The 25,685-nt window shown below is 70.6% G+C and carries 14 protein-coding genes; 4 read left to right on the top strand and 10 right to left on the bottom strand.

The features are described 5' to 3' along the window. Positions 1-3,915, bottom strand: a 3,915-nt coding sequence (locus tag PLE19_20155; GenBank protein HPD17256.1) for an LEPR-XLL domain-containing protein, incomplete at its 3' end; no start/stop codon positions are given. Positions 3,916-4,483: 568 nt separating this feature from the next. Between PLE19_20155 and PLE19_20150 the strand changes: the two genes are divergently transcribed. Together PLE19_20150 and PLE19_20145 are read left to right on the top strand one after the other, a co-directional pair. Beyond that, positions 4,484-5,332, top strand: coding sequence for a nucleoside/nucleotide kinase family protein (locus PLE19_20150; GenBank protein ID HPD17255.1), 849 nt, complete (start codon positions 4,484-4,486; stop codon positions 5,330-5,332). Between the two features lie 96 nt (positions 5,333-5,428). Next, positions 5,429-7,168, top strand: a complete 1,740-nt coding sequence (locus PLE19_20145) for a fused MFS/spermidine synthase (GenBank protein ID HPD17254.1) — start codon at positions 5,429-5,431, stop codon at positions 7,166-7,168. 494 nt (positions 7,169-7,662) lie between these two features. Here PLE19_20145 and PLE19_20140 read toward each other — a convergent pair whose 3' ends face one another. From PLE19_20140 to PLE19_20100, 9 genes are all read right to left on the bottom strand, one after another. Further along, a complete protein-coding gene (locus PLE19_20140; GenBank protein HPD17253.1) occupies positions 7,663-8,508 on the bottom strand; it encodes a hypothetical protein in 846 nt (281 codons plus the stop codon). Positions 8,509-8,524: 16 nt separating this feature from the next. Beyond that, on the bottom strand, positions 8,525-8,791 hold the full coding sequence (locus PLE19_20135) for an acyl carrier protein (GenBank protein ID HPD17252.1): 267 nt from the start codon (positions 8,789-8,791) through the stop codon (positions 8,525-8,527). A gap of 21 nt (positions 8,792-8,812) precedes the next feature. After that, positions 8,813-10,591, bottom strand: coding sequence for an RIP metalloprotease RseP (gene rseP, locus PLE19_20130; protein ID HPD17251.1), 1,779 nt, complete (start codon positions 10,589-10,591; stop codon positions 8,813-8,815). Continuing rightward, the gene (locus PLE19_20125; GenBank protein HPD17250.1) at positions 10,576-11,730 is read right to left on the bottom strand and encodes a 1-deoxy-D-xylulose-5-phosphate reductoisomerase; all 1,155 of its coding nucleotides are present in this window, start codon (positions 11,728-11,730) and stop codon (positions 10,576-10,578) included. The genes rseP and PLE19_20125 overlap by 16 nt, the downstream gene beginning before the upstream one ends. A 113-nt stretch (positions 11,731-11,843) precedes the next feature. Further along, positions 11,844-12,386, bottom strand: a complete 543-nt coding sequence (locus tag PLE19_20120; GenBank protein ID HPD17249.1) for a hypothetical protein — start codon at positions 12,384-12,386, stop codon at positions 11,844-11,846. A gap of 118 nt (positions 12,387-12,504) precedes the next feature. After that, complete coding sequence (locus PLE19_20115) at positions 12,505-15,444, bottom strand: AAA family ATPase (GenBank protein ID HPD17248.1); 2,940 nt, start codon at positions 15,442-15,444, stop codon at positions 12,505-12,507. Further along, positions 15,441-16,673, bottom strand: a complete 1,233-nt coding sequence (locus PLE19_20110) for a metallophosphoesterase (protein HPD17247.1) — start codon at positions 16,671-16,673, stop codon at positions 15,441-15,443. Before PLE19_20110 ends, PLE19_20115 begins: the two co-directional genes overlap by 4 nt. Before the next feature lie 5 nt (positions 16,674-16,678). Further along, on the bottom strand, positions 16,679-20,020 hold the full coding sequence (locus tag PLE19_20105; protein HPD17246.1) for a UvrD-helicase domain-containing protein: 3,342 nt from the start codon (positions 20,018-20,020) through the stop codon (positions 16,679-16,681). Then, positions 20,017-23,193 (bottom strand): PD-(D/E)XK nuclease family protein, encoded by a 3,177-nt coding sequence (locus PLE19_20100; protein ID HPD17245.1) that lies wholly within the window; start codon positions 23,191-23,193, stop codon positions 20,017-20,019. Before PLE19_20100 ends, PLE19_20105 begins: the two co-directional genes overlap by 4 nt. Positions 23,194-23,367: 174 nt before the next feature. Between PLE19_20100 and PLE19_20095 the strand changes: the two genes are divergently transcribed. Both PLE19_20095 and PLE19_20090 read left to right on the top strand, forming a co-directional pair. Then, entirely contained in the window at positions 23,368-24,483 is a 1,116-nt protein-coding gene (locus tag PLE19_20095; protein HPD17244.1) for a hypothetical protein, read from the top strand. A gap of 12 nt (positions 24,484-24,495) precedes the next feature. Then, positions 24,496-25,542 (top strand): type IV pilus twitching motility protein PilT, encoded by a 1,047-nt coding sequence (locus tag PLE19_20090; GenBank protein ID HPD17243.1) that lies wholly within the window; start codon positions 24,496-24,498, stop codon positions 25,540-25,542. Positions 25,543-25,685 lie beyond the last annotated feature (143 nt).

Below are 25,685 nucleotides of genomic sequence, written 5' to 3'. Positions count from 1 at the left end.
CGAGGCCCCGGTGTCGCTCGTGGCCAGCATGTCCGGCACGGTGCCGGTGGGGGCGACCGTGTCGAGGGTCAGCACGAGCGGCTGGGAGAAGAGCCATCTGCCGACGGCGGGCGTGCCCTGGCCGTCGGTGATGACGACGGTCGCCTCGACGTAGTAGAGGCCGTCCGCCAAGGCGGGGGCCGTGGCGGTCCAGAGGGTGGGGTTGGCGCCGCTGACGAGTGCGGCGTTGACCGTGGTGAAGGTGCCCGTGGTGGCCGAGGTGAAGGTGACCTCGACGTCGGCGCCGGGAGCGCTGTCGATCGGGATGCCTTCGTTGGCGAAGTCGCGCAGGTCCACGCGCACGAGCACCGTCGGGGTCGAGTCATTGGTCAGGTTGTCGGTGTCGGACGCGCCGGTATCGCTGGCGGGCACCAGGTCCACCAACGTGGGCACGGGGGCGGGGAAGTTCTCGATCTCGAGGTCGTACTGGTTGGTCGCGCCGGCGACGCCGTAGACGCGGATGTAGTAGCGCTGCTGGCCGACGACGGGGATGGCGAGCCACTCGTCGTCCGTGGTGGAAATAGAGGAGGCAATGAGGTTACCCAGCCGGTCCTGGATCTGGAGGTCGAGGTCTCCGTCGGCATGGAGGAAGTGGAGGTTGACGACGAGCTTGCCGGTGTCTTGCGCGGTGATCTGGAAGAAGTCCTGGTCGGTTGCATCGTGGATGGTCAAGTCGTTGAGGGTGATCTTGGGCAGCGAGCCGAGCACGGTGGCGGTGGCGATGGAATTGTTGGGTTCGAGCGGGTCGGGCAGGACGACGAGCAGCCCGCCGAGCTCCAGCCGCTCGATCTCGTCGAAGCTCACGGGCTGGGCGCCCGTGAAGGTGAACCAGCCGGCGTCGAGTTCGGGGCCTTGGTGGTAGACCGGGTCCACGGCTCCGACGAGGTTGAGGACGTCGCCCGCGGGCTGCTGGACCTGGCCGTTGGGCGGCCCGCCGAGGATGTTGATGGGGATGGCGCCGGGGGTGACGTTGAAGGTGTCGTTGCCGGTGCCGCCGCGCACTTCGAGCGCTTCCTGGCCGAGGAGGTTGACGGCCTCGCTCCCGGTGATCGCGACGGAGGCGGCGGAGACGGCGATGGTGTTGTTGAGTTCGTCGCCCTCGACGATCACGGTGTCGTTGCCGCCGAGGGTGTTGACGGTGAAGGTGCCGATGTCGGTGGCGTGGATGACGGGGCCTCCGCCGAGGATCGTGGCGTCATTCGCGCCGGTGGGCCGCACGGTGAGCGCATCGGGGCCGGCCGTGCCGAGGATGGTAACGTCGCCAGCCGCGGCGGCGATGCTCAGCACCTCGATGCCTGTGAAGCTGACGGGTCCGAAGCCTGTCTCGGTGACGGCCTGCGCAGCGAGGTCCACCGCGATGGGCACGCCGGCTCCGGTGAGGGTGAGCACGTCGCTGCCCGACGGGTCACCGCCTTCCACCCGCATGGCGACGCCGACTCGGGGTGTTACACTGAACGTATCGTCTCCGTCGCCGCCTCGCACCACCGCGCTGGTGATATTGAAGACCTCCAGGCGCGCCACGACTTGGCCGGCAATGGTGTTGCGGAACTCTGTGCCACCCGCCTCGCCCATGGCGACCCGGATCGTGTCATCTGCCGCGGTGCCGTTGAAGATGAATGTGTCCGTTCCACCCGGGTTGAAGAAGTTCACGTCGGTGTCGTTCACCAGGCTGTTGGCATTCACGAAGGTGGTCTCGGTGAGCGCGAAGGGACCGCCCCCGGTGGCGTTGTTCGCGTCCATCGTGCCGATGAACATGCCGCTGTCGCCGGGCCCCTGGAAATACTCGATAAGATCATTGCCGACCGTTCCGTCCAGGCGCACACCATCGCCGTCCGCTGCGTGCACGACCAGCCTCAGGTGCTCGATCCCGGTGAAGGGCACGTTCGGCTGTGCCGGGCCGTCGTTGAACACTGTGCCGGCCCCCAGCCCCGTGGGAAGGTGGCGCAACTGGTCGGTCGCTCCGGCTATGCCGTTCACGATGAGAGTGTCGCTGCCGGTGGGGTCGCCGCCGTTGACGGTGATGCTGGCGAGGCCGGTGGGGGTGGAGGGGTTGTTGAGGTGGATGGTGTCGCTGCCGGCGAGGCCGTTGATCACCAGATTCGTCTTGTTGGAGAACTCGATGGTCTCGAAGTCGTCCACCGACACGAGGCCGCGCGTGGCCACCGAGCCCTGCGAGTAGTTGATCGCGTTGTCGGCGTTGGTGCCGTTCACCGTGAGGGTGGCCGCGACCACGAGGTCCACGATGGGTTCCAGGCCGGTGTAGAGAATGGTCTGGGTGTTGGCGCCGGCGGTCTGAACGATGGAGCCCTGGTCTGCGGCGGGGCCGAAGCTGTGGGTCACGGAGTCGGCGGGGCCGACGAGGGTCAGCGTGTCGAAGCCATCGCCGCCGTTAAAGAGGATGTTGGGCAGGAGGCCGTTGGTGTTGTCAATGGTGACGCGGTCATTGCCCAGGCCGGTCTCGATGATGATGCGGCTGACGCCCGAAAGGTCCACCGTGAGCGAGTTGGCGGGCGAGGAGCCCACAGTCTGCAGGCCACCGGACCCGGCGGCAATCGCCTGAGTGAGTGTATGAACGGGATCGGTGACCACGAGGTCTCCGTTGCCGTTCAAGGTGAGCGTCAGATCATCGTCCCGCCCTTCACTCGCGACATCGCGGATGATCAGGTTGCCTGCGTCATCCACATAGATGTTCGGCAGCACGAGGAGTTGGAACTCGGCGCTGTTGTTGGCAGTCCCTGCGTCGGCGGTGGCAGACGAGACGCTGGCGACGCTGAAGAGAGCGCCAGACTGCACGGTCTGTGCCCGGAACCTGAACCTCATGACGCCGCCGACATCAACGAAGTTCGTCGCGAATGTGGCAATGAGAGCGTTGGTGCCGGACGCAATCGTTCCCGTCGTGACCGCGAACTGCGTGATGACCCCGCCGCTTCCTGTGACGGACATCGCGCCGGACAGTATGCTGATCTCGGGGCTGGAGAATCCGTAGATTCGAGCGGTTGCGCGCACGTCAACGGCCGGCGAGGGGCCGAAGTTCCACACCTCGCCTTCAAAGACCACCCCGTTGTCGGTTCCGATCGTGTCCGACGGCCTGACGTAGTATGTCATGACCAGATCGGCCACCGGCTCGAAGGCAAGGCTCGCGAAACCGGTCAGCGTGGTCGACTCTGCCGAGGCTGCTCCTGTCGCCTGGTTGACCGTGAAGACCTTCCCGCCATCCTCGATTCCGAACAGGAAGCCATTGTAGAAATCGAGGCCGCCGCCGCCCGTAATCGTCACACCCGTCAGCGGGCCGACCGCCGTGGCCACGCCCGTCGTCGTGTCAATCGTGACCAGGTTGTTGGCGGCGCTGTCCCCCAGACCGTACAGGAAGTGAGTGCCCGTGATTGGGCCGGCAGTGGGGCCGAAAGCCAGACCCGTCACGGCCTGGCCGAGCGCGCCGGCAGCACCCACCTGAGCGGCGGCCCCTGTGTTCGGGTTCACGATGTAGAGGTTGTTGGTGCTGGTTGACGTCATGTACAGCTTGCCGTCGTAGTCGAAGGCCAGGCCTGTCCCCGAGACGTCCACACCGAGCGCCCCGACCGCAGTGCCGGCGCCGGTCGTTGTGTCAATCGTGATGAGCTGGTCCGTGGTGTCGTCCACGCCGTAGAGCACGCCGAGCGTGGGATGGAAGGCCAGTCCTCTGACGCCTGTGAAACCAACGGCGCCGACATCCACTGCGGTGCCCGTCTCGGTGTCTATACGGTAAAGATGGTCGTCGCCGTCGGCCTGCACGGCGAAGGCGACGGAGAGCAGCACCCTGGGCTCGAGGGCCTCGATCTGTAGCCTCGCCCGGGCGGAACCCTCAGACTTCATCGTGCCGAAGGTCTGCGATGCCATAGCTGTCCCCTTAGAAGAGGTTGGAGAGCGGCAGCATCCGGCCCGGGACGGCCGGCGATAGGCTGGCGGATGGACGGGGCGAGGTGGAGCGACAGCGGGGCGCTCGACGAAGGGAGTGCCGGAACCTGACGACAGATTGGCTTCCCGCTGCCCAAAGCCATCTGCCCACCCCAACTGAGGACTCGCGCAAACGCCCCGAGGCTCCCTGACGCAAATGCGTGGGAGCCTACCCGACAGAGGAGGAGAGGTTTCTCGCAGGCGCCCCCGGCACCACACAGGCGCTGAAGTCTCACCTTCTCATCGCGCCGGATTATGGATCAGGGGATGCGCGATGTCAAGCGCAAAATTCGCGCGAGGGTGCGGGCCGTAAGCTCGGTGGGATTCATGCTGTTCCCTCGGGACGTGCGGCGATCCAGCGGGACGCAAGGAACTCCAGAACCTCCCGCGGGTTGTGAACCCGCGGGAGGTTGGGACGCTCTGGAACCTGCCGGTTCGGACCCTGGGAGCGTAAGGCGCTTGACGCCCGCCCCCGATTCGGGTATGCAGACAGGGCGTGAGGAGGACCGCAATGGACGACTCGGCAGGGCGCCAGCGCGGAGCGCTCTGGGCGGAAGGGAGGCAGGCGGCGGCGCGCGCGCTGCCGGCCGTGTGGAGCGCGGTGCACGCCGGGCCGCTGGAGGTGGCCGGCTTCGGCGAGCATGTGGCGTGCGAGGCGGCCGATCTGGCGCGCTTCCACATCCCGCTGGCGCAGTTCCTCGTCGGGCGCGCGGCGGAGGCTGAACGGCGGTTTGTCGTGGCTATCGCGGGCGTGCCGGCGGGGGGGAAATCGGTGTTCACGGCGCTGATGCTGCGGGTGCTGCGGGCGCTGGCGCCGCCGTTCGGCGTGGCGGCTTTCGGGCTGGATGGGTACCACTATCCGAACGCCTGGCTCGACGCGCATCCGGCGCCCTCGGGCGACGGCACGCTGCGGCGCTACAAGGGCGCGCCCTTCACCTTCGACGTTGCGCGCCTGGCGGCCGACCTCGGCCGACTACGGAGGGAGGCGGGGCCCGTCGCCCTGCCCGTCTACGACCGGAGGGTGCACGACCCTGTCGAGAACGCTCTTGTGGTGCAGCCCGGCGATCGTCTCGTGCTGGTGGAGGGGAACTACCTGCTGCATCGTGGGGACGGCTGGGAGGCGCTGGCCGGCCTGTTCGACCTCCGCGTGTTCCTCGACCTGCCGCCGGGGGTGAATCGCGAGCGGATGATCGCCCGGCACGTGCGAGGCGGGCGCAGCCGCGAGGAGGCCCGGGCGCATTTCGAGCGCACCGACGGGCCGAACACCGCCCTCGTGGCCGCCACGAGCGCGGGCGCCGACCTCGTGGTGAAACTGGACGCGGGGTATCGCGTGGTGGGGATAGAGCCGAGCGTGCCTTGACCGTGCGCGCGCCCCTGCCTATAATGGCGGTGACCCTCCGAAGGCCCGATGCCTTCGGGAGTGGCGGTCCGCCCCCGAGCCTACGAGGAGCCAGGAATGGCGCGTCATCGCGTGGAACCCGAGCCCGCGGCCGCCCGGCCCGCCCCGCGCGGCGTGGGCCTGCCGCTCTACATTGTGGTATTCGTGTGCGGGGCCGTGCTGATGGCCTTCGAGATGGTGGGCAGCCGCATCCTCGCCCCCACGTTCGGCAGCACGATCTTCGTGTGGGGCAGCCTGATCGGCGTGTTCCTGGCCGCGCTGAGCCTGGGCTACTACGTGGGCGGCGGGCTGGCGGACCGCTGGCCGAAGTTCAGCCTGCTGGGCGCCATCATCGCCGCGGCGGGGCTGCTGGTGCTCGTCGTGCCGCTGATCGCGCCGCCGTGCAACCACTGGATTGACCGGATGAGCCCCGGCGGACGCGCCAATCCGCTGCTGGCCTCGATGCTGCTGTTCTTCGTGCCGAGCGTGCTGCTGGGCATGGTGTCGCCCTATGCCGTGCGGCTCCAGGCCCAGAGCGTGGCCACGACGGGCAGCGTGGCCGGGCGGCTCTATGCGCTCTCGACGCTCGGCAGCATCGCCGGCACCCTGGCCGCCACCTTCTGGCTGGTGCCGACGTACTGGACGAGCAACACCGTGAAGGCCCTGGGCGTGTGCCTCGTGCTGGTGTCGCTCATCGCCCTGGTGCCCAGCCTGGTGCGGCGCGGCGCGAGGGCGAGCGTGGCCGGGCTGCTGGCGGTGGCGGCGCTGCTGGCCGGCGCCGCCGGCCTCGCGGCCGCGAAGCCGCCCTCCTACATCCGCCTGGAGGAGGGCGAGAAGCTGGTGGCCGAGGTGGACTCGCCCTACCAGCACATCGGCGTGGTGCTGCTCTCGCGCGGCTACGGGGACCAGGACAAGCAGTGGTCGCTGCGGATGATGTTCGACAAGTACATCGAGAGCGAGGTCATGGTCCAGAGCGGCGACCCGAGCGACATCCGCCTCAAGGAGCCGTACGAGAGCGGCGCGAAGTACACCGACACCCTGCACCTGCCGTTCCTCTTCAACAAGGACGCGCGGCGGGTGCTCATCGTGGGCGGCGGGGGGGGCGTGGTGCCCACGATCTTCCGCCGCGACTACCCGCAGCTCGAGGCGATTGACGTGGTGGAGATTGACCCGACCGTGGTGGAGGTGGCCGAGAAGTACTTCGGCTTCCGCCCCGGGCAGAATGGCGTGAACACCCATGTGATGGACGGGCGGGTCTACGTGCGCGAGTGTCCGCAGCAGTACGACATCATCCTGCTCGACGCCTTCACGGGCGGCCGGCCGCCGTTCCACCTGCTCACCACGCAGTTCCTCACGCTGGTGAAGGCCCGCCTGGGCCCGCGCGGCGTGGCGCACATGAACATCATCAGCGCGCTCGAGGGCGAGAAGAGCAAGCTCTTCTGGGCCATGCTGAAGACCTTCCACCACGTTTTCGGCCCGGAGCACGTCTACGTGTTCCCCAAGCTCTACGACCCGCGCTGGGGCCAGACCCGCAGCCGCACCGACGGCATGAACATCGAACTGGTGGCGCTGAACTTCGAGGACTTCCAGAACCCGCTGCCCAAGGCCATCATCGAGGCCCGGGCGCGCGAGCGCGTGGGCACGCTCATCAAGATCCCCAGCATCACCCGCCATGCCGAGAACCACATGACGATGGACGACCTGCTGTGCGTTCGCGACCCCAGCGAGCAGCGTCGCGCCGCCCGCCAGGCCGAGTGGCGATCCGCCCCCCTGATGACCGACGACTATGCCCCCGTGGATAACTGGGTGACCGACTGAGGGCGGACCGCCCGGAACGGGCGACCGCCCAGGCCAGATGCCCGCCGATGTCGCCGTGTGGGGGGCAGATGGACACAGGGGACACCGTGGACGACTGGGACGGGTCCCCGATTGGGCGTGTCCATGCTGTCCACCATGTCCACGGCATCCACCGATACGATCCTTGCAACTCTCGCGCCTGCGCCGCCAAGAGCCGCCCGCGATAGGGGGGTGGGCCGATCGCGATTGCCCGCCGCCCAGACGGGGTGGCGCAGGATCGGGGATGGGAGGCCAGAAAGGTCGGCCAAATGTGGGGAAACTGCCGCGGTGCGCCATAGTGGCTCAAACCCTGGGGGAGAGAGTGATACAGTATGGTTAGAATGGGTCGAATGGGCTGTTCTCGGCCGTTTACCCATTCGGAGCAGGTCCGGAAGGTGAGCAAGTATGGGTGGAATGGCGAGAATAGGCGATTGGAGGGCTTCCGGGCGTAAGTCGTTGGGCCGAAGGGGGATACGTCAGGCCTGGGCGGCGGCCTGCTCGACGAGCCAGGCGACGGTGGCCTGGATGAGGGGCGAGCAGTCCACATAGCCCAGGCGGTCCCAGAAGGGCTCCATCACGAAGGGCGCGAAGCGGGCGGCGGGGCCGAGGCGGTCGAGGAGGGGCTTGAGCTCGGCGGAGGGGTCGGCGGTGTGGGCGATCTGGGCGAGGAGCGTGGGCGGCCAATCGGCGGTCCGCGATCCGCAATCGGCAAGGTTCAGGGCCTTGATTTCGTCGCACAGGGCGTGGGTGGCGAGGAAGCCGTCGAGGTCAATGGTGTGGGCCTGGCCGGTGTCGCGGGCGCCGGTGGCTTTGCCGTGGGTCATCATCTGGCGGACGAGCATGCGGCGGAGGTTGAGGCGGTAGAAGAGCGCGCCGTCCACGATGGGGTGCCAGAGGGCGAGGCAGTGGGCGCCGGCGGCCGCCTGGAGGGCGAGGGAGGCGCCGAGGCGGAGACCGAGGAGGGCGATGCGGGGGACTCCGGCGCGGTCGCGGAGGAGTGCGGCGGCGGCCTGGATGTCGCGGAGGGCGCCGGCGAGGGAGAAGTCGGTGAACGGCCCCTGGCTGTCGGCGGTGCCGCGGTAGTCGAAGCGGAGAGACGGGATGCCGTGGGCGGCGAGGGCGCGTGCGGTTTCGACGAAGACGCGGCAGGCCTGCTTCTGCTCCTCGGCGAAGGGGGCGCAGAGGACGAGGCCGATGCGTGATGCGTGATGCGTGACGCGTGAGCCCTCGTCGGCAGGCCGCGCAAAGTCAGGGAGGTGAAGGACGCCGAAGAGGCGGAAGTCGTCGGATGGGAAGTAGAGCGGCTCTTCCATTCTTCTCACGCGTCCGGCGTCTGGGTCAGGCCTTGGCGGCGAGCTTGGAGCGGACGAGCTCGGCGATGGCTTTGACGCTCTCGAAGCGCTCGATGCTGAACTCGTCGTCCTCGAGCGAGATGTCGAAGACCTCTTCGAGGCCGATGACGATCTCGAAGAGGCGGACGGAGTCGATCTCGAACTTCTCCATGAGGAGGTCGTCGTCGGCGATGTCGGCGGGAGCGACGTTGAGGAAGAGCCGCTCGACGATCATGGCTTTGAGCTGGTCTTCTACGGAGGTGTCGTCAGGCATTCGTGGATCCTTCCAGAGGGCTCAGAAGAACAGGCGCCGGAAGTCGTTGAAGGTGGCGACGAGGAAGATGACGACCACGAGGGCGAGGCCGGCCATGAGGATGGCCTCCTGGATCCGGCGGCTGGGACGCTTGCCGCGGAGCTTCTCGTAGCCGAGCATGACGATGCGGCCGCCGTCCAGGGGCGGCACGGGCAGGAGGTTGAAGACGCCGATGTTCACGGTGATGAGGTGGATGAGCCAGAGGAGGTCGGCCCAGCCGCGCGTGGCGGAGAGATAGGTGACCTGGGCGATGCCCACGGGGCCCATCAGGTCGGAGAGCGGCACGTCGCGCTGGAAGAGCTTGGCGATGACCTTGAAGGCGAAGGTGCTGATGTTGGCGGTGCGCTCGAGGGCGGGCACGATGGAGCCGAGGAGCGAGGTTTTCTGGATGACCTCGGTGGCCGTGGGCACGACGCCGAGCTGGCCGACCTGGCGGGTGGCCGGCGTGAGCGGCACGACGAACTCCTCGGCGCCGCGGCGAACCGTGACCTCGCCAGCGTTGGCCAGGAAGACGAGGACGTCGTCCAGCGGCGTGTAGAGGCCCTGCTGCGGGATCACCTCGGCGAGGTCGTTCTTGCCGGCCTTGACGATCGTGTCGCCGACCTCGAGCGTCGGCTCGGTCTGGGCGTGGACGCTGGTGACGACGTAGACGGGTGTGGGGGCGATGCCGAGGGTGTCGGTGAGCATGAGGCCCGCCTCGCGCGTCACGGTGACGGTCAGCTTCTCCTCGCCCCGCTGGACGGCGAGTGCGAGTTCGGCGGGCCCCTCCGCCGCGGCGTCCTCCAGCGTCCACCAGTCGCCCACGGGCTTGCCGTTGACGCGGAGGATGACGTCGCCTTCGCGGAGCTTGCCGTCGGCGGGGAAGCCCTTGCGCACGAAGCCCACGGTGGTGGGGAGCTTGACCGTGAAGCCGGGGTCGGGCCGCTCCACGGCCTTGGGGGTGAGGGTGAGCTGGAGGGTCTGGCCCTGGCGCTCGACGTCGAGGGTGACCGGGCGGTCGGGGTTGGGCAGAACGTGGCGGCGGAAGTCGAACCAGCCGCGCAGCGGCTTGCCGTTGACGGCGAGCACCTTGTCGCCGGGGCGGAGGTCGGAGGCCGCGGCGGGCGTGTCGGCCTCGATCTCCTTGATGGTGGTGTGCAGGTAGGTGCAGATGACGCCGAGGGGCTTGCCCTTGGGCCGGGTGATGTGGAGGACGATCTCCTTGCCGCCGCGCTCGACGCGGAGGTCCAGAGGCTCGTCCGGCGCGGTCTCGGCCACGGCCTGCTTGAGTTCCTCGAAGCTCGCGATCGAGTTGAGGCCCAGCCCTACGACGCGGTCGCCCTGCTTCACCCCGGCGTCCCAGGCGGGGCTGCCGATGGCGACGTAGGAGACGTGCGAGCCCGGGGTCTCGCGGCCGACGAGGAACATGCCCATGGCGAGCGGGATGCCGAAGAGGACGCTGAAGAGGGGGCCGGCCACGAGCACGAGGGTGCGCTGGCCGGGGGTCTTGGAGACGAATTCGTCGGCCGCGCCGGTGGCCTCCTCGCCCTCGTCGCCGCCGGCCATCTTCACGTAGCCGCCGAGGGGGACGGCGGAGAGGCAGTACTCGGTCTTGCGCCAGGTGCGGGCGAGGAGCTTGGGGCCGAAGCCGAAGGAAAAGCAGTCCACCCGCACGCCGATGAGCTTGGCGGCGAGGAAGTGGCCGAGTTCGTGGACGAAGACCATGAGCCCGAAGGCGATGATCGTGAGGACGACGCCCTTGACGACTACGAAGACAGCCAAACTTCGGCCTCCTGTCGCGCCCAGCGGTCCGCCTCGGCGATCGCCTGCGCGCTCGGGTGTTCAATCAGGCGGTGGGCCGCCATCACGTCGGCCACCAGGCGGCTGATGTCGGGGAAGGAGAGGCGGCGGCGGAGGAAGGCCTGGACGGCGACCTCGTTGGCGGCGTTGAGCACGGCGCCCATCGTGCCGCCGGCCTCGGCCGCGCGGTGTCCGAGGGCCAACGCCGGGAAGCGCTCGGGGTCCGGCTCCGCGAAGTCCAGCCGCCCGATGGCGGCGAGATCGGCGGAGGGCACGGCGCCGGCGCGGCGCTCGGGATAGGTGAGCGCGTACTGGATGGGCACGCGCATGTCGGGCACGCCGAGTTGCGCGATCGTCGAGCCGTCGCGGAACTCGACCATCGAGTGGATGATGGATTGGGGGTGCACCAGGACGCGAATCTGGTGCGGCTCGAGGCGGAAGAGCCAGCGGGCCTCCACGATCTCGAGGGCCTTGTTCATCATGGTGGCGGAGTCCACCGTGATCTTCGGTCCCATGGCCCAGTTGGGGTGGCGGAGCGCCTGCTCGGGCGTCACGCGGTCGAGGGCGTCGAGGGGCATCGTGCGGAACGGGCCGCCCGAGGCGGTGAGCCAGACGCAGCGCACCTCGGCCGGGCGCCCGCTCTGGAGGGACTGGAAGATGGCCGAGTGCTCGCTGTCCACGGGCACCACGTGCGCGCCCGCGTCGTCAGCCGCTCGATTGAGCAGTTCGCCGGCCATCACCATGCACTCTTTGTTCGCCAGGGCCAGGGTCTTGCGCGCCCGCAGCGCGGCCAGGGCGGGGGCCAGTCCCGCGGCGCCTACGATTGCATTCAGCACGATATCCACGTCGTCCGACGCGGCCAGGGCCGCCACCGCGTCGGGGCCGCAGGCGAGTTCCACGCAGTTCGAGCCCGCGCGCTCGGCCAGGAGCGGGAATTGGGCGGGCGAGCCGAGCACGGCGCGTTTGGGCCGGAACTCGGCAATCTGGCTGGCGAGGACTTGCCACTGCGTGTTCGCCGCAAGGCCGATCAGCTCGAAGTCGTCGCCCAGGTGCCGCAGCACGGCGAGCGCACTGGTGCCGATCGAGCCCGTGGAACCGAGGATCGCAACGCGCTTGGCCACACCGATACCCATCTCGCGGGGAAATGCCGCTGCCCCTCAAGTATAGCAGATGGGGCGCGTCGCTTCAAAGCGGATTGAGCGGGGGATGGGCGAGAGGGCAAACACACGCGCGGTCAGTTCAGGATGGCGAAGGTGCCCCAGGTCACCCTGCCGCCACGCAAGTCGTGATCCACGGTCACGATGCGGCGGCGCTGCTCGTCCCACACGCACGTCTCGACCGAGGCGAGGATGATCCGCGTCTGTGTCGAGTGGCACTGGGCGCAGAAGACGGTTGGGACGGGGATGCGGAGTTCCCGGCCGCAGTGGCACAGATGCTCGACGAACTGGCCGGAGGCGGTCAGCAGGTCGTGGGAGTGGTGTTCGCAGGGCAACTGGGCGCCGACCACGAGACGGCAGCCGCACTCACACCTGGCCACGGCCGCGCCGACGATGGTGATGGGAGCGGCCTCCGCCGCCATCGAGCCTCTGGGCAGCACCTCGGGGGCAGCCGGCGCCTCTCCGCGATGCGTTCTGGAGCCGTAACCCCAAGTGAGCAACCAGCTTAGGTGTTCCTCCCTGGCGCAGGCGAGGCAGTAGCCCAGTTCCTCCGCCTCGTTCCTGCCGATGAGGCTGAAGTGGACCCTTGCCTCTTCCTGCCAACACTTCTGGCACAGCATCGGGGGCACCTGCCAATTGGGGCCGACTGCCTGAACGGGCCGCCACTGACTTGGTAGTCGCCCCTGGCGGCGTTCTTGCTGCGTGAGTCTGCGGTTTTTCTGGGCAAGGGGGGCGCAGCTAAGGAGCGGCCCGGGTGGCGCTGACGCTGCGCGTCACCACGTTGGCATCGAACCAGCGGGCGTCGCGCGTCCGCAGCCACTGGAAACGCTGGCGTTGGCATGAGAAGAGCACCACCTGGTGGCGGCCGTGCACGTGCTCGCCCAACAGGCGCATGGCCGCCTCGAAACGCGCATCGTCGAAGCGCGAGAACGGGTCGTCGAGAAGCAGCACGCCGCCGTTCGAGCGGCGCGACACGAAGTCGGCGATGCACAGACGCACGGCCAGGCACACCTGGTCCCAGGTCCCGGCGCTCAGGCTGGGGCCTCCATCGGTGCTGTGGACCGGCCGCGGCAGCGTCCGGTGGCTGAGGCCGAACGACAGGTGGTTGTCGAACTTCAGGTCGCTGAGCGACGGGGCGATGCGGTGGAGGAGGGCGCTGGCCGAGCGGTTGAGTTCCTCGGCCCAGAGGCCGTGGACCGCCCGTCCGACCTCGTCGAGCACCTGGCCGGCCAGCTCCAGCGCGGCGCGGTGGCGTCGGGCGCGGGCCAGCTCCTCGCTCCGCTGCGCCAGCGCGTCCTGGAGCCGCGGCCGCTCGGCCTGGCATCGCGCGTGGGTGGCCAGCACGCGATGGCCGAGGTCCTCCGCGACGGCGCGCAGCTTCTCCTCGCGGCGCGCCGCCTCGTCCTTCTGGCGGCGGTACTCGCTCGCGCGCTCCTTCACGACGAGCGACACCAGGCCCGGCCGCTCCTCGCGCATGGTGGCAATCGCGCGGTGCAAGCGGTCGGCGTCGGCGCGCCACGTGTCCAGCGTCTTCGTGTCCACGACGCCCGCGCTCGCCTGCGGGATCAACTCGTCGGTGAGTTGCCGGAAGCGATGGTACTGATGGGCGAGGTCGTTGAAGGCGCTGATGCTCTTCTCGACCGGCTGGTCCTGCGGGATGCCCGCCGAGGCGAACAGCGCCTGGAGCTCGGCGGTGAGGGCGTCGGCCTGGCGGCGCAGCGCGTCGCGGCGTTCGGTTTCCTCGGCCAGCTTGCGGCTGAGGTCATCGAGGCGCTGGCGCAGACGCAGGGAGGCGCTCATCCGCTCTTGCAGGGCCACAAGGGCGCGCGACAGGCCCGTGCCCGGCAAGAACGGCTGGCCCCAGGCGGCGCACAGGGCGGCGACCTCGGCCTCGATGCCCTCGCGCTGAGCGGCCAGCTCGGCCTCCTGTCGCCGCAGGAGAATGAGCGCGACACACTGGCGCCGCAGGTCGTGGAGGGACGTGTAGTCCTCGACGAGCACCTCCGGCTGTTCGTAGCCGAACTGGGCGGCGAGAGCGGCGAGTCGGCGGCCGTGTTCGCGCTGGTCGCGTGCCAGGGCCGCGCGGCGGCCGTCGGCCTCGGCCGCCTCGCTCTGCGCCTTCGCCAGGACATCGGCCTGAAGCGTTGCGGCCCCCTGGGCGCGCCGGCGGCCCTTCGCGGCAACCCAGGCCCCCGCGGCGAGGCCGGCGAGGGCGACGGCGATGGCCACGCGGTAATCCAGCAGGATGGTCAGGCCCCCGAGCACGGCGGCGGAGGCCATGACGGCCACGCCGGTGAGGAACAGGCGGCGGCCCGCCGCCTGCTCGCCCGTGCGTCCCGCCAGTACCCGGTCGCCGCGCAGGGTGGCCTCCAGCGCGAGGCGCTTGGCCTCCTCGATCTCCGAGGCGGCCCGGGCCACCGCGCGGTCGTGGTCGAGCAGGAACTCCGCATCCTCCGGCTTGAGGTCGGCGAAGCGCTCCTCGAGGCGATCAAAGTCCTCGATGGCCGCGCCCTGGGCAGCGAGTTGCGTCTCCTCGCGGGCGATGTCGTCGAGCAGCTTGCGCTCGCGGGCCTCGAAGTCACGAGTCTTACCGAGGAGTTGGTGGACCGTGTCCTCGTCTTCGTGCGTCACCTGGGCGAGCGGGCCCAGGGTGCTCAACTCGGCCTTGGCGGGCTCGAGGGCCGTGGCGCGCAGCTCGGCGATCGCCCGGTCGGCCTTCTCGGCGTTCTGGAGGAGGCCGACGCGGGTGGCCTGGCTCTGGAGGAGCCACTCGGCCTTGTCGGCCGGAAACGAGCGCAGGGAAGCGAGTTGCTCGCGCTCGGCTTCGAGGGCGGCCAGGGCGGCCCGGCGCCGCTGGGCCTCTTCGATCTGCTGGCGCAGCTCCTCGAGTTCGGCGGCCTGGGCGAGGTAGTCGAGCCGAACGGCCTCGCGGCGCAGTTCCTCGCGCTCCGCCGTCACGCGCTGGAACTCGGCGTCGTCGGCGGCGAGCGCCTTCTGGTCGGCCTCGAGCTGCGCGAGCTGGGCCTCCAGCGTCTGCACGGCGTCGGCGAGGCGCGCGATCTCGGTTTCGATCAGGCCCGGGCCTTTGAGCATGACGCCGGGGTAGCCGCGCAGCAGGCCGCGAATCGCCTCCTGGGCCGAGGCGACCGTGCTGCTGCCCGCCTGCGTGTCGGCGGCGCGCTGGGCCAGTTCGGCCAGGCCCTCGGCGTCGCGCACGCGGTGCAGGTCGTCCTGGCGCACGACGAAGGTCTTGAGGAACTCCTCGAGGGTGACGCCGAGGAGGCGGCGGCCCAGCTCGTGGCCCGAGGCCCCGGGGCACACCTCGTCGGTGACGAGGCGGTTGCTGCCGACGTCAATGACGCGGAGGTCGCCGCCCTTCGCGAAGTCCCAGCGCACCTCGAGCAGGCGGCGGCCGTCGTGTACGCGCAGGCGGGTGCCGAAGGGGCCGCCGCCCACGGGCGCCCAGTGCGCCTTGTGCGGGCGCACGCTGGTGTCCACCCGCCGCAGGTCGTCCTCCAGGCCGTAGAGCGAGGCGAGGAGCGCCATCTGGAGGGTGGTCTTGCCGGCCTCGTTCTCGTCGAGGAAGAGCGTGATGCGCTCGCGGTCGAAGCGCACCGCCTCATGACCGGTACGCAGGCAGCCGAAGCCGTCAATCCACAACTCGCGCAACTGGGTCATCGCAGGTGTATCTCGCCCGAGGTGAGCGCATCGAGTCCGTAACAGAGGGCCTCCTGGATCCGATGGCGCTCCTCGTCGCTGGTGGCCTGGTGATAGAGCTGGCGCATGCGCCAGATGAAGAGTTCCTGCCCGGTGGCGGCCAGGCCCGGTTCGCCGGCCGGCTCGGCCGCGAGGTCCACATCGTGGTCCGGTTCGAGGGCCGAGGCGTCCACGGCCACATGGAAGAATCGGTCGCCCAGGGCCTCCGCGGGGGCGAAGGGCACGCCCCGGGCCAGCCGGCCGCGCAGGGTCAGGTGCACGAGGTCGCGCGCCCCGGCCCGCGCCGCGGCGAGCAGGTCGTCGAGGCGACGGCCCAGCTCCGTGCTGTCGGTGAGGCCGGTCACGTCCATCTCGAGCGCATGAATCGCCCGGTCGTCGCACCGATGCCAGTGGAGGGCGGCCTCTTTGAGAGGCTCCTGCGGGCTGATCTCGACGTCGAGCCAGGTGCCGGCCCCGGTGTCGTTGAGCGAGCAGGCGAAGGGGGCGCCCGCATAGGCGCCCAGCAGGCGGCCGTGCTCGCCGACGACGGGCCCGCCGCGGTGGTAGTGGCCCACGGCGGCGTAGGTGTAGTCGGCGCGCTCCAGTTCGGCGGCGGTGAAGGGCAGCACGGCCTTGTCGGCGCCCGCGCGCGGGTAGTTCTCCAGCGCGCCGTGGAAGAGCAGGATGCGCAGGCCGCTCTGCGGCGCCCGGGCGAGGTCGGCCAGAACGCGGTGGCTGTCGGGCCGGTGGCGGTGGAAGGCCACGCCGGTCACGGTGATGCCGGCGTGTCCGGGCACCGGCGCGGTCTCGAACTGCTCGGCGCTGAAGATGCGGATGTGGCTGCCCCACTTGGGGCCGCTGCCACGCCCCTGGTACAGGGCGCTGTGCGGGTTGTAGCCGCTCGAGGGCGCGTAGCTGTCGTGGTTGCCGGGCGCGATGAACACGGGCACAGGGGCCATCGTGTTCAGCGTGTTGATCACGAAGTTCAGGTCGTCAATCTCCGGCTCGCCGGAGTCGAACAGGTCGCCGGGGATGAGCAGGAGGGCGGGGCGGGTCTCGCGCACGTGGGCGGCCAGGCGCACGAGGCATTGGCGCTGCTCGGACCGGCGCTTGTCGGCCTTGGCCTGGGGCAGCGCGAGCTTTCCGCCGCTCAGGCTGGCGCCCAGGTGCAGGTCCGAGAATTGCGCAATGCGCACGCGCTCGACGCCCATGGTGTTCACTCGTGGGCGGCGATCTCTGCCGCCGCCAGGTCATACGTGCTCGAGTCGGGCGTGGCTCGCCACAGCCGCCCTGCCGACAGGAAGAATAATACCACTTCCTTGACCGGCTTGCAAAGAATCCTGTGGACAGCGAGCGCGTAGGCGCGCACCTGCGCGACGTACGCCTCGGCACGCTCCAGAACCTCGGCCTCGCCGCGCACCGAATCGGTCTTGAAGTCCACCACCACCGCCTCGTCGCCCTCGAGGAACAGAAGGTCAATGGCGCCGGTCAGCGTCACCCCTTGCACCTCGAGGGCGAAAGGCACCTCATGGTAGCAGGCCGAGGCGGCTCGGGCGCGCGCCAGCAGGGGCGAGTCCAACGCCGCTCTCAGCAGGCGGCGGGCCTGTTCCGCCGCGGGCGCCGCAAGCCCGATGCGGCGGGCCTCGGCCTCCAGCAGGCGCTCGACGGTCCCCGCATCGTCCAGCCCCGCCCTGCGAAGGCTGTGGTGGACGAGCGAGCCGATCTGGCGGCCGGTGTCGGCCCCAGGGGGCTCCACCCCGTCGAGCGGCGCGGGCGCGAGGCCGTGCCCGAGGCGGGAGGGCGACTTCGTGACGCGTCCCTGGGTGGCCTTGGCCAGGTCGGCGGCCAGCGCCTCACGCCAGCGCGTGCGCCTCGCCAGGCGCTCTTCGGCGGCGCGCGGCAGGGCGTCCGTGGGCACGGCCAGGCGGAACGGCTTCCCCGCGCGGTCGGCCAGGTCGAGCGTCCGGGTGTCGTAGACATGGCCCTTCGGCGTCGCGGCGCCCCATTCGGGGGCCTCGGGCCGGGCCGCCTCGCGCAGGAACTGGGCGGGGCCGCCCTCGCCCTTTGCCCAGCCGGGGAACATGACCAGGCAGTCGCGGGCACGCGTGGCCGCGACGTAGAAGAGCCTGGCATCCTCGGCCTCGTCGCGGCGCTCGTCGTAGTCGTCGCCCGGCCAGTTGGGGGTTCGGTAGCGGTCGCCCTTCGAACCCAGGTAGAAGGCGAATTGCCCGGCCTCGGCCGGCTGGTCGCGCAGGACGACGAAGCTGCTGGCATTCTGCCGCTGCCGAGCCATATCCACGAGGACGACGATGGGGAACTCGAGGCCCTTGGCGCCGTGCACGGAGAGGAACTGCACGAAGTTGTCGCCCGCTTCGGCCGAGGGGGCTTCGGTTTCTCTGGCCTCGGTGTCGTGCGCGGCGGCCAGCCAGCGCGCGAAGCCGCGGAAGCTCACGCGCTCGGTGGCCTCGAGGGCCCGCGCCCGCTCCACGATGCGCAGCAGGTTGGCCACGCGCTGCTCGCCGCGCGGGCGCAACAGGAACAGCTCGAGGGCCTTTGTGCGTTCGAGGAGCGCCTGGAGCAGCAGCGGAAGCGGCTCGGCGTTGCGCCGCCCGTGGAACTCGCGCAACACGGCCATCGCCTCGCCGACCGGGCCGGCCGGAGCCTCGGCCAGATAGCTCAGCGTGCCCTGAGCCTGCCGGGCGAGCAGCAGTTCCTCATCCGAGACGCCGAAGAAGGGCCCCCGCAGCGCGGCCACCAGCGACACGCGGTCGTGCGGGTTGTCAATGGCCTTGAGCACAGTGACGAGGCTGTGGACCTCGTGTGCGACGTAGAAGTGCTTGCCCCCCACGATGCGCAGCGGCACACCGGCCGCGGCGAGGGCCTCGGCGTAGTCGTCTGAGAAGGTGAACCGCTCGGCGAGGATGGCGATGTCGCCGTAGCGGGCGAGCCGGGGTTGGCGGCTCTGCGGGTCGGCTACCTCCCAGCGCTCTTCCTCCACGATGCGGCGGATCAGCGCGGCCACGGCGCGGGCCTCGAACCGATGCGCCGTGCCGCCGAACGCCAGGTCTGCCTCGTGGCCGGGCGGCGGATAGACCAGCTCGACGGCGGGCCGCTGGCCCGTTGCGTCGCGGTAGGCTTTGAGGGGCACGTACTGAGGCTGGTAGAGACCATCTCTGGGTGGCTTGATCACGTCTTCGAAGATGGCGTTCACCGCCTCGGCGATGCCGGGCACGGGGCGGAAGCTCTGCGACAGGGTGAGCGCCGCACCCTGGGCGGCCAGGAGGCGGCGGGCCTTCTCGTACATCTCGATGTCGGCTCGGCGGAACCGATAGATGCTCTGCTTCGGGTCGCCGACGAAGAACAGCTTGCCCGGTTCAACCCGCACCTGGTCCCATCGGCTGGCGTGGCTGTCGCGCCGCTCGGCGAGGAAGAAGGCGATCTCCACCTGGAGCGGGTCGGTGTCCTGGAACTCGTCCACCAGCAGGTAGTCGTAGCTCGCCTTGAAGTGGTCGCGGGCCTCGCGGCTGTCGCGGAGCATGTTGCGGGTGACGAGCAGCAGGTCGTCGAAATCCAGCAGCCCGTCCTTGTCGCGTTCCTTGCGGAGAGCCTCCGGATACGTGGCCAGGGCCTCGGCCACGCCGGCGGCCACGGACGCGCCGATGGCCGCCGCCAGGGCCTCGTGACGCGCCTTGAGGTCCTCGAAGATCGTGTTGGCCTCCGCGTGGCGTTTCGCATTGGACCAGTGCTTCTTGCCCGGGAACTTGCGGCGGAAGTTGAGGTGCATCACCGCTGCCTCGCGCTGCATGGGGTCGAGGCCCTCCGCGCGCCGGAGGTCGCGGCCCAGACGGCTCATCTGCGAGCGGAAGGCGGCCCCCGCCTCGGGATTGCAGTGCCCGTCAACCAGCGCCACGAGGTCGGCCAGGCCCTGGCGCGCCTCCGCGAGAAAAGGCCCGACGTCGGGGGCCGGCGGAGCGGCGGGCAGCCTGTCCAGCAGATCGCGGCAGCCGCACATCTTGAGGGCCAGGGCGCGGAGCGTGTTGCCTTCGCCCTCCAGCCGCAAGCCATGCGCGACCGCGCGCAGGAGCGCGAGGTTGCCCGCGGCCAGTTGCTCCTCCAGCCAGTCGTCCCAGGCGCGGTCGCGCACGAGCGAGCCTTCCAGCTCGTCCAGCACGCGGAACTGCGGGTCCACGCCGGCCTCGACGGGGCGCTCGCGGATCAGCCCCGCGCAGAAGGCGTGAATGGTGCCGATGGGCGCGTGGCCGAGGTCGTCGAGGGCCTGCGCGTAACGGGCGCGGGACTCGGCGTCGAGCGTGCCGTCGAGCGCCTTCTCCAGCTCTTCGCGGACCCGCACGCGCAGTTCGCCGGCGGCCTTCTCAGTGAAGGTGACAGCCACGATGCGGCGGAGCGGGGCCTTGCCCTCGCGCACGAAGTTGAGCAGGCGGGTGACGAGCACGGAGGTCTTGCCCGCGCCCGCGGCGGCCTCGACGGTGAGGCTGGCGTCGAGGTCGCTCTCGGCGCGGGTGCGGTGGGCGGCGTCGGCATAGGGCTTCGTGCTCATTCCGCCTCCCGCATGGCCAGGTAGGTTTGCACGGCTTCATCGGCCAGCTTGCGTCGCGTAGCGGCCTCGGCGGCCACGCCGCACACATCGCGGTAGTCGCAGCTTCGGCACTCCTGGTCCGCGGCCACGCCCGCGAAGAAGCGCCCCGCGCCGATGCCCTCGACGATGGTGGCCAGGATGCGCAGCAGGCGATCCTCCAGCTCCGCATAGTCGTCGCGGGTGAACGCCGTGTCCGCGTAGTCGCCTCGTTCGGTGACGTGGCGATAGAGCGCGGCGTCCATCGTGGCACCGGGCACAAGCAGTTCGGCGGCCTTGAGGTAGAGGGGCAGTTGCAGGGCGGTGCCGCCGGCCAGCGGGTCTCTGCGCGGCGGGCTGGCCTGGGCGCCCGTCTTGTAGTCCACCACTCGGCCGTGGGAGCCGTCAGGGGTCAGGTCAATGCGGTCAATGCGGCCCACCACCTCGATGGTGCCGGCCGGGCCGAGGTTCTGGACGAGACCTCGGGCGCTTGCCAGGTCGCCGGCGCCGCGCGGCGTGCCGAACGCCGCCTCGAAGTGGGCGGGCACATAATCCCCCGGGTCGGCGGCCTCGTCGAGCACGAAGCGGCGCAGGTCGCCCTCCAGGGCGCCGCGCTCGAGACTCCAGAGCGCGGGGAGGCCCACGAGGCCCCGCTTCTCGAACTCATCGAACTCCTCGCGTGCGATGCTCAGCAGCGCCTCCTGGGCGTCGAGGCGCAAGGGCAGTCGGCCCTCGTCGCGTGCCTGGCGCAGGGCCCGGTGCAGGATGGTGTGGAGGAGCTTGCCCCTGTCGAGGTGCGACAGGCGGCGCACCGCCTCGGGCTCGGCCAGCGGCTCGATGCCGAGCACGTGTTTGAGGAAGTAGCGGAACGGGCAGGCGGCATAGCGCTCCAGCGCCGTAGCCGGCATGCGCCAGGGCTCGGGGCCGAGAAGGGCGCGCAAGACGTCGCGGGCCTCCGGGGCGAGCAACAGGCCGTCGTAGGGCGTGAAGGCGGCCTCGCCCCAGCGGCGCTCCTCGGCCCGGCGCGCCGCGGCGAACGTGGGCGACAGGGTGGCGAGGTAGGCCAGCTCGGCCCCGCGCCCGCTCTGGAGCGCCGCGCCCGCAACGGCCAGGTCGTACTCCGCCTCGCGCCACGCCCTCGCGGGGTCGGCGGGGGCGAAGGCCGACGCCCCGAGCGTCTCGTGTCCCGCGAAGCCGCCGAGGGTGGCGTTGGTGCAGCGCCGGCCTGTGACGGCCTCGACGGCCCGCAGGAGGAAGTGCGACGGCACGCGCTCGCGGGCCGAGCCCGATTCGAGGCGTGGGTAGCTGAGCACGACGCGGTCGCGGGCCGCGCCCACGGCGAGGCGCAGCAGCAGGCGCTCCTCGGCGGCGCGGTCGCTCTTCAGCGGCAGCCGAAGGCCCCGCTCGTTGAGCCGCGCGCGTTCACGGTCCGAGAGCAGCGGGTCCTGCGTCGGCAGGGCGGGGAAGCCCTTCTCGACGAGGCCGGGCACGCACACGAGGTCGAAAGGCACGCCGCGGCACTCGAGCAGGTCGGCCACGACCGGGCCGCGCGAGCCGAACGGCGGGCGCGGGGGCCGGCGGGTCTCGAGCAGCTCGCGGGCCAGGCGGGCGAGCGTGGGGAGGTCGGCCGGCGCGCCCGTGGCATCGAGCGAGGCCAGCTCTGCCACGGCCTCGGCTACCGTGGCGCCGCCGGCGTCCTGCCGCACGAATCGGCGGAAGAGGGCCAGCACGGCGCCGGTCAGGTCGCTCCAGCGAGCGGTCTTGGGGATGGCCTCGATCGCCGGGATCAACTGGCCCAGGAGGGCTTCGATCTGGGTGAGGGCCTCGAGCAGCTCGGCCGTGCGCCGCGGGTTCTCGTCCTCGGTGCCGAGGGCCTCCAACGCCCGGCGGTGCGCGGCAAGGCGCGGCAGCCATTGGTCGCGCCCCTTGACGATGCCCGCCTGGATCGAAAGGAGGTCCCAGTCGGCCGTGGCCGCGGGGGCCTCGAACGCCAGGTCCGCATAGGTCAGGAGGTCCATCACGTCGGGACGTGCGAAGTCGGATTCCAGGAGGCGAAGGAGCATCAACAGGCTGCGCCCGGCCCGCGTGGTGGCGAGGGGCGGCGGGTCGTGCGGATACGCGGCGAGGCCGCCCGCCGCGCACTCCTCGGCGAAGAGGGGGGCGTAGGCGGCCGTCTGGCGCAGCAGGATGCCCACGCGGGGCAGCGCCGTGCCGGCGCGGGCGGCGGCGAGGGCCTCACGCACCAGGGCGCGCACCTCGCGCACCTCGTCGGGCGCGCTCACGAGGCGCAGGCGGCCCTCAGAGGCAGCGCCCTCGGTGAGAGGCGCGAACAGGTTGCGCCGGAGGGCGGCGAGTTCGGGCGGCGCCGCGGGCTCAGGCTCGGCTCGGGCTCTGAAGCCCTGGCGGAGGAACCAGTCGAAGGTGGGCTCGGCATAGGCGAATGCCGCCGCCCCGGGCGTGAAGGGGAAGAAGGCCGCGGCCGGCCGCGCCGTGGCGCAGGCGGCGACCAGCCGGCGCTGAAGCTCGTTGAGATCGTAGAAGCCATAGACGAAGACGGCCGCCGCCTGGGCCAGCCAACGGTCGGCCGGGGCTGCCGCGGCGGCCGCGGCTACCAGGTCGGCCGCATCGTAGAGCCGCAGCGCGCCCAGCCGCTCCTCCACGGCCTCCCACAGGGCGCAGAAATCGCGCAGCTTGGCCGCATCGGGCAGGCCGCGGTCGCCGAGGCATCGCCGCAGATCGTCGGGAGTGTGGCCGGCCTCTTTGAAGTCGGCGATCGTGGCCAGCAGCGCCCGGTGGAAGCCCGGCTTGCCGGCGATGGAGTCGAAGTACGTGCCCGGAGCCGCCTCGCACACGGCGCGGGCGACGAGTTCGCCGCCCAGGGCGGGCAGAAGGGCCCGCCCTTCTGCGGCCAGAGGGGCCTCGCCCAGCTCGCGGGCCAGGTCAATCAGCGTGAGGTAGTGCACATTGAGGCATCCCCCTCGGGCCGCGGCCTCGAGCAGCAGATGGCGGCGCAGCAGATTCGCTGGCACCAGCACGAGGATGGGCGCGAGCGGCTCGAGGGCGCGCACGCTATCCATCGCGCGCCATAGCGCAGTCTCCAGGGCGGCAAAGCTGCCCGAGTGATGGAGGATACGCCCGATTCCGGAGGCTTCGCTCACCGCGCCGCTCCGCCTGAACGTGGAACCCTCGACATGGCCCGACGGAATCATACCGTTGCGGCCAGGCGGGGTCAAGGAGCGGAAATCCGCTCCGGCGGGTTGCGGACGGGCGGGACCTGGGGTAAGTGTGTCATGGACCTTCCGCATCGCACGCACCCGCAGACGAGGAGTCCGATGGCGACACACGCACCGGCGAGGGCGCGACGGCTGGGCGATGTGCTGGTCGAGCACGGCCTGATCACGCGGGAACAGCGCCGCGCGGCGCTCCGCGAGCAGCGCGTCTCGCGTCGGAGGCTCGGCCAGGTGCTGCTCGAGCAGGAGGCGCTCACCCGCGACCAGTTGAACTGGGCGCTGGGGCATCTGCTCGGCATCCCCTATGTGGAGCCGGACGCCCAGGCCCTGGAGCCCGACCTGGTGGCCGCGGTGTCGCTGGACCTCCTGCGCCGGCACGAGGCGGTGCCCATGGTGCGGATCGGCGATGAGCTCACCGTGGCCATGGCCGACCCCACGGACGCGCGGGCCATCGAGGAGATCCAGGCCGCCACGGGCGCCCGCGTGCGCGTGGCCGTGGCCGACGCGGCGGCGATCCGCCGGGTGCTGGACGCGGTGGCCGCGCGGGCGGCGCCCGGCCCGCCGCGCTTCGAGCCGACACGCCGCGGCGCCCTGCCGCCTCCGGTGGGCGCGGTGCTGGCCGACCCGTGGGAACTGCGCGCTCTGGGTTTCGCGAAGGACGACGCGGCGCGCCTTCGCCGGGCCGCCCACGCGCGCGACGGCCTCCTCGTCGTCTGCGGGCCCCGGCGCTCGGGCTGCTCGATGACCCTTCACGCGCTGCTGCGGGCCGCCGGCCCGAGGCGTCGCCAGGCCGTCACCCTCGAGGCCACGGCAAGGCTCCGCTGCGCCGAGGCCACCCAACTGGAGGCGAGGACGCGCGACGACTACCTCGCGGCGCTCGGCCGCCTGGCCCCCGATCCGCCGCCGATTCTGCTGGCCGAGAGACTCCACGAGCGGGAGTTCTGGGCCGCCTTTCGCCCCGAGGCCCTGGTGAGCACGCTGCTCCTGGGCGAGATGCGCGCGCCCGACCCTCTGACGGCCCTGGCCCTGCTGCGCGAGAACGGCGTCCCGGGGCCGCTGCTGGCGAACTCGCTCCGCCTCATCGTCGCCCAGCGCCTGGAGCGGGCGCTGAAGTACGAGATCCTGGAGCCCAGCCGCGAACTCCGCGACCTGCTGCTCGACGGCGCGCCCGCCTCCTGCCTCCGGCGGGCGATAGGCCGTCGGATGCCTTGTGAATAGGATGCAACGGGCTTGGACATTCTGCCGCTGCTGACCTTCATGCACAAGCAGGGGGCCTCCGACCTGCACCTGGCGACCGGCGCCCCGCCCATCGTGCGCATCCACGGCGAGATGAAGAAGATCAACGCGCCGCCGCTCGCGGCCGACGCGCTCCTCGCGATGCTCCGGCAGATCATGAGCGACTCCCAGCGCCAGACCTACGAGCGCGACCTCGAGCTCGACTTCTCGTTTCCCACCGACTTCGCCAGGTTCCGCGTCAACGCCTTCGTCCAACGCCACGGGCCGTCGGCCGTGCTGCGGAAGATTCCCAACAGCGTGCTGCCCCTGGAGAAGCTGGGCCTGCCCCCCGTGGTCGCCGAACTGGCGATGAAGGACCGCGGCCTCATCCTGGTCACGGGCCCCACCGGCTCCGGCAAGAGCACCACGCTGGCCAGCATCATTGACTACATCAACGAGCGCTGCCCCGACCACATCATCACCATCGAGGACCCCATCGAGTTCGTGCACGAGAGCAAACAGGCCCTGATCAGCCAGCGCGAGGTGGGCGCCCACACGCACTCGTTCGCCAACGCGCTGCGGAGCGCGCTGCGCGAGGACCCCGATGTGATCCTCGTGGGCGAGATGCGCGACCTCGAAACCACACAACTCGCGATCACCGCCGCCGAAACGGGGCACCTGGTGCTGGGGACCATGCACACCAGCTCGGCGGCCAAGACCTGCGACCGCATCGTGGATATCTTCCCCAGCGAGCGGCAGGAGCAGATCCGCACGATGTTCAGCGAGTCGCTGCTCGGCATCATCGCGCAGACCCTCATCCCCACGGCCGACGGCAAGGGCCGCGCCGCCGCCTTCGAGGTCCTCGTGGGCATTCCCGCCGCGCGCAACCTCATCCGCGAGAAGAAGACTGCGCAACTCAGCTCTGTCATCCAGACCGGCTCCGCCCATGGCATGATCGCCCTCGACCAGTCGCTCAAGGACCTGGTGATGCGCGGCCGCATCACCCGCGAAGAGGCCCTCCAGCGCGCCAGCAACCCCAACCTGTTCCCCGACGAAACCTGAAGCCCCGCGCGGCTGTATCGTGCGATAGGGCAAGAACAACCGTCTTGACTCGCCCCCGCAGCGGGTGCTAGGATGGGGCGGTACTGGCCTAGGAGCCTGTCCAAGAATCCGCGTGGGCTGCGTTGCCGGCGCCAGCGGGGCGG

Source organism: Planctomycetota bacterium (assembly GCA_035384565.1).
GTDB lineage: Bacteria > Planctomycetota > PUPC01 > DSUN01 > DSUN01 > DAOOIT01.
The sequence above is the reverse complement of the archived record's forward strand: the minus strand, read 5'-3'. Positions and strand labels throughout refer to the sequence as shown.

Excerpts from the sequence above, each read along its gene's own strand:
- PLE19_20150 (HPD17255.1), top strand. The coding sequence starts at position 4,484 with ATGGACGACTCGGCAGGGCGCCAGCGCGGAGCGCTCTGGGCGGAAGGG.
- PLE19_20145 (HPD17254.1), top strand. The coding sequence starts at position 5,429 with ATGGCGCGTCATCGCGTGGAACCCGAGCCCGCGGCCGCCCGGCCCGCC.
- PLE19_20135 (HPD17252.1), bottom strand. The coding sequence starts at position 8,791 with ATGCCTGACGACACCTCCGTAGAAGACCAGCTCAAAGCCATGATCGTC.
- PLE19_20120 (HPD17249.1), bottom strand. The coding sequence starts at position 12,386 with ATGCTGTGCCAGAAGTGTTGGCAGGAAGAGGCAAGGGTCCACTTCAGC.
- PLE19_20115 (HPD17248.1), bottom strand. The coding sequence starts at position 15,444 with ATGACCCAGTTGCGCGAGTTGTGGATTGACGGCTTCGGCTGCCTGCGT.
- PLE19_20110 (HPD17247.1), bottom strand. The coding sequence starts at position 16,673 with ATGGGCGTCGAGCGCGTGCGCATTGCGCAATTCTCGGACCTGCACCTG.
- PLE19_20105 (HPD17246.1), bottom strand. The coding sequence starts at position 20,020 with ATGAGCACGAAGCCCTATGCCGACGCCGCCCACCGCACCCGCGCCGAG.
- PLE19_20095 (HPD17244.1), top strand. The coding sequence starts at position 23,368 with ATGGCGACACACGCACCGGCGAGGGCGCGACGGCTGGGCGATGTGCTG.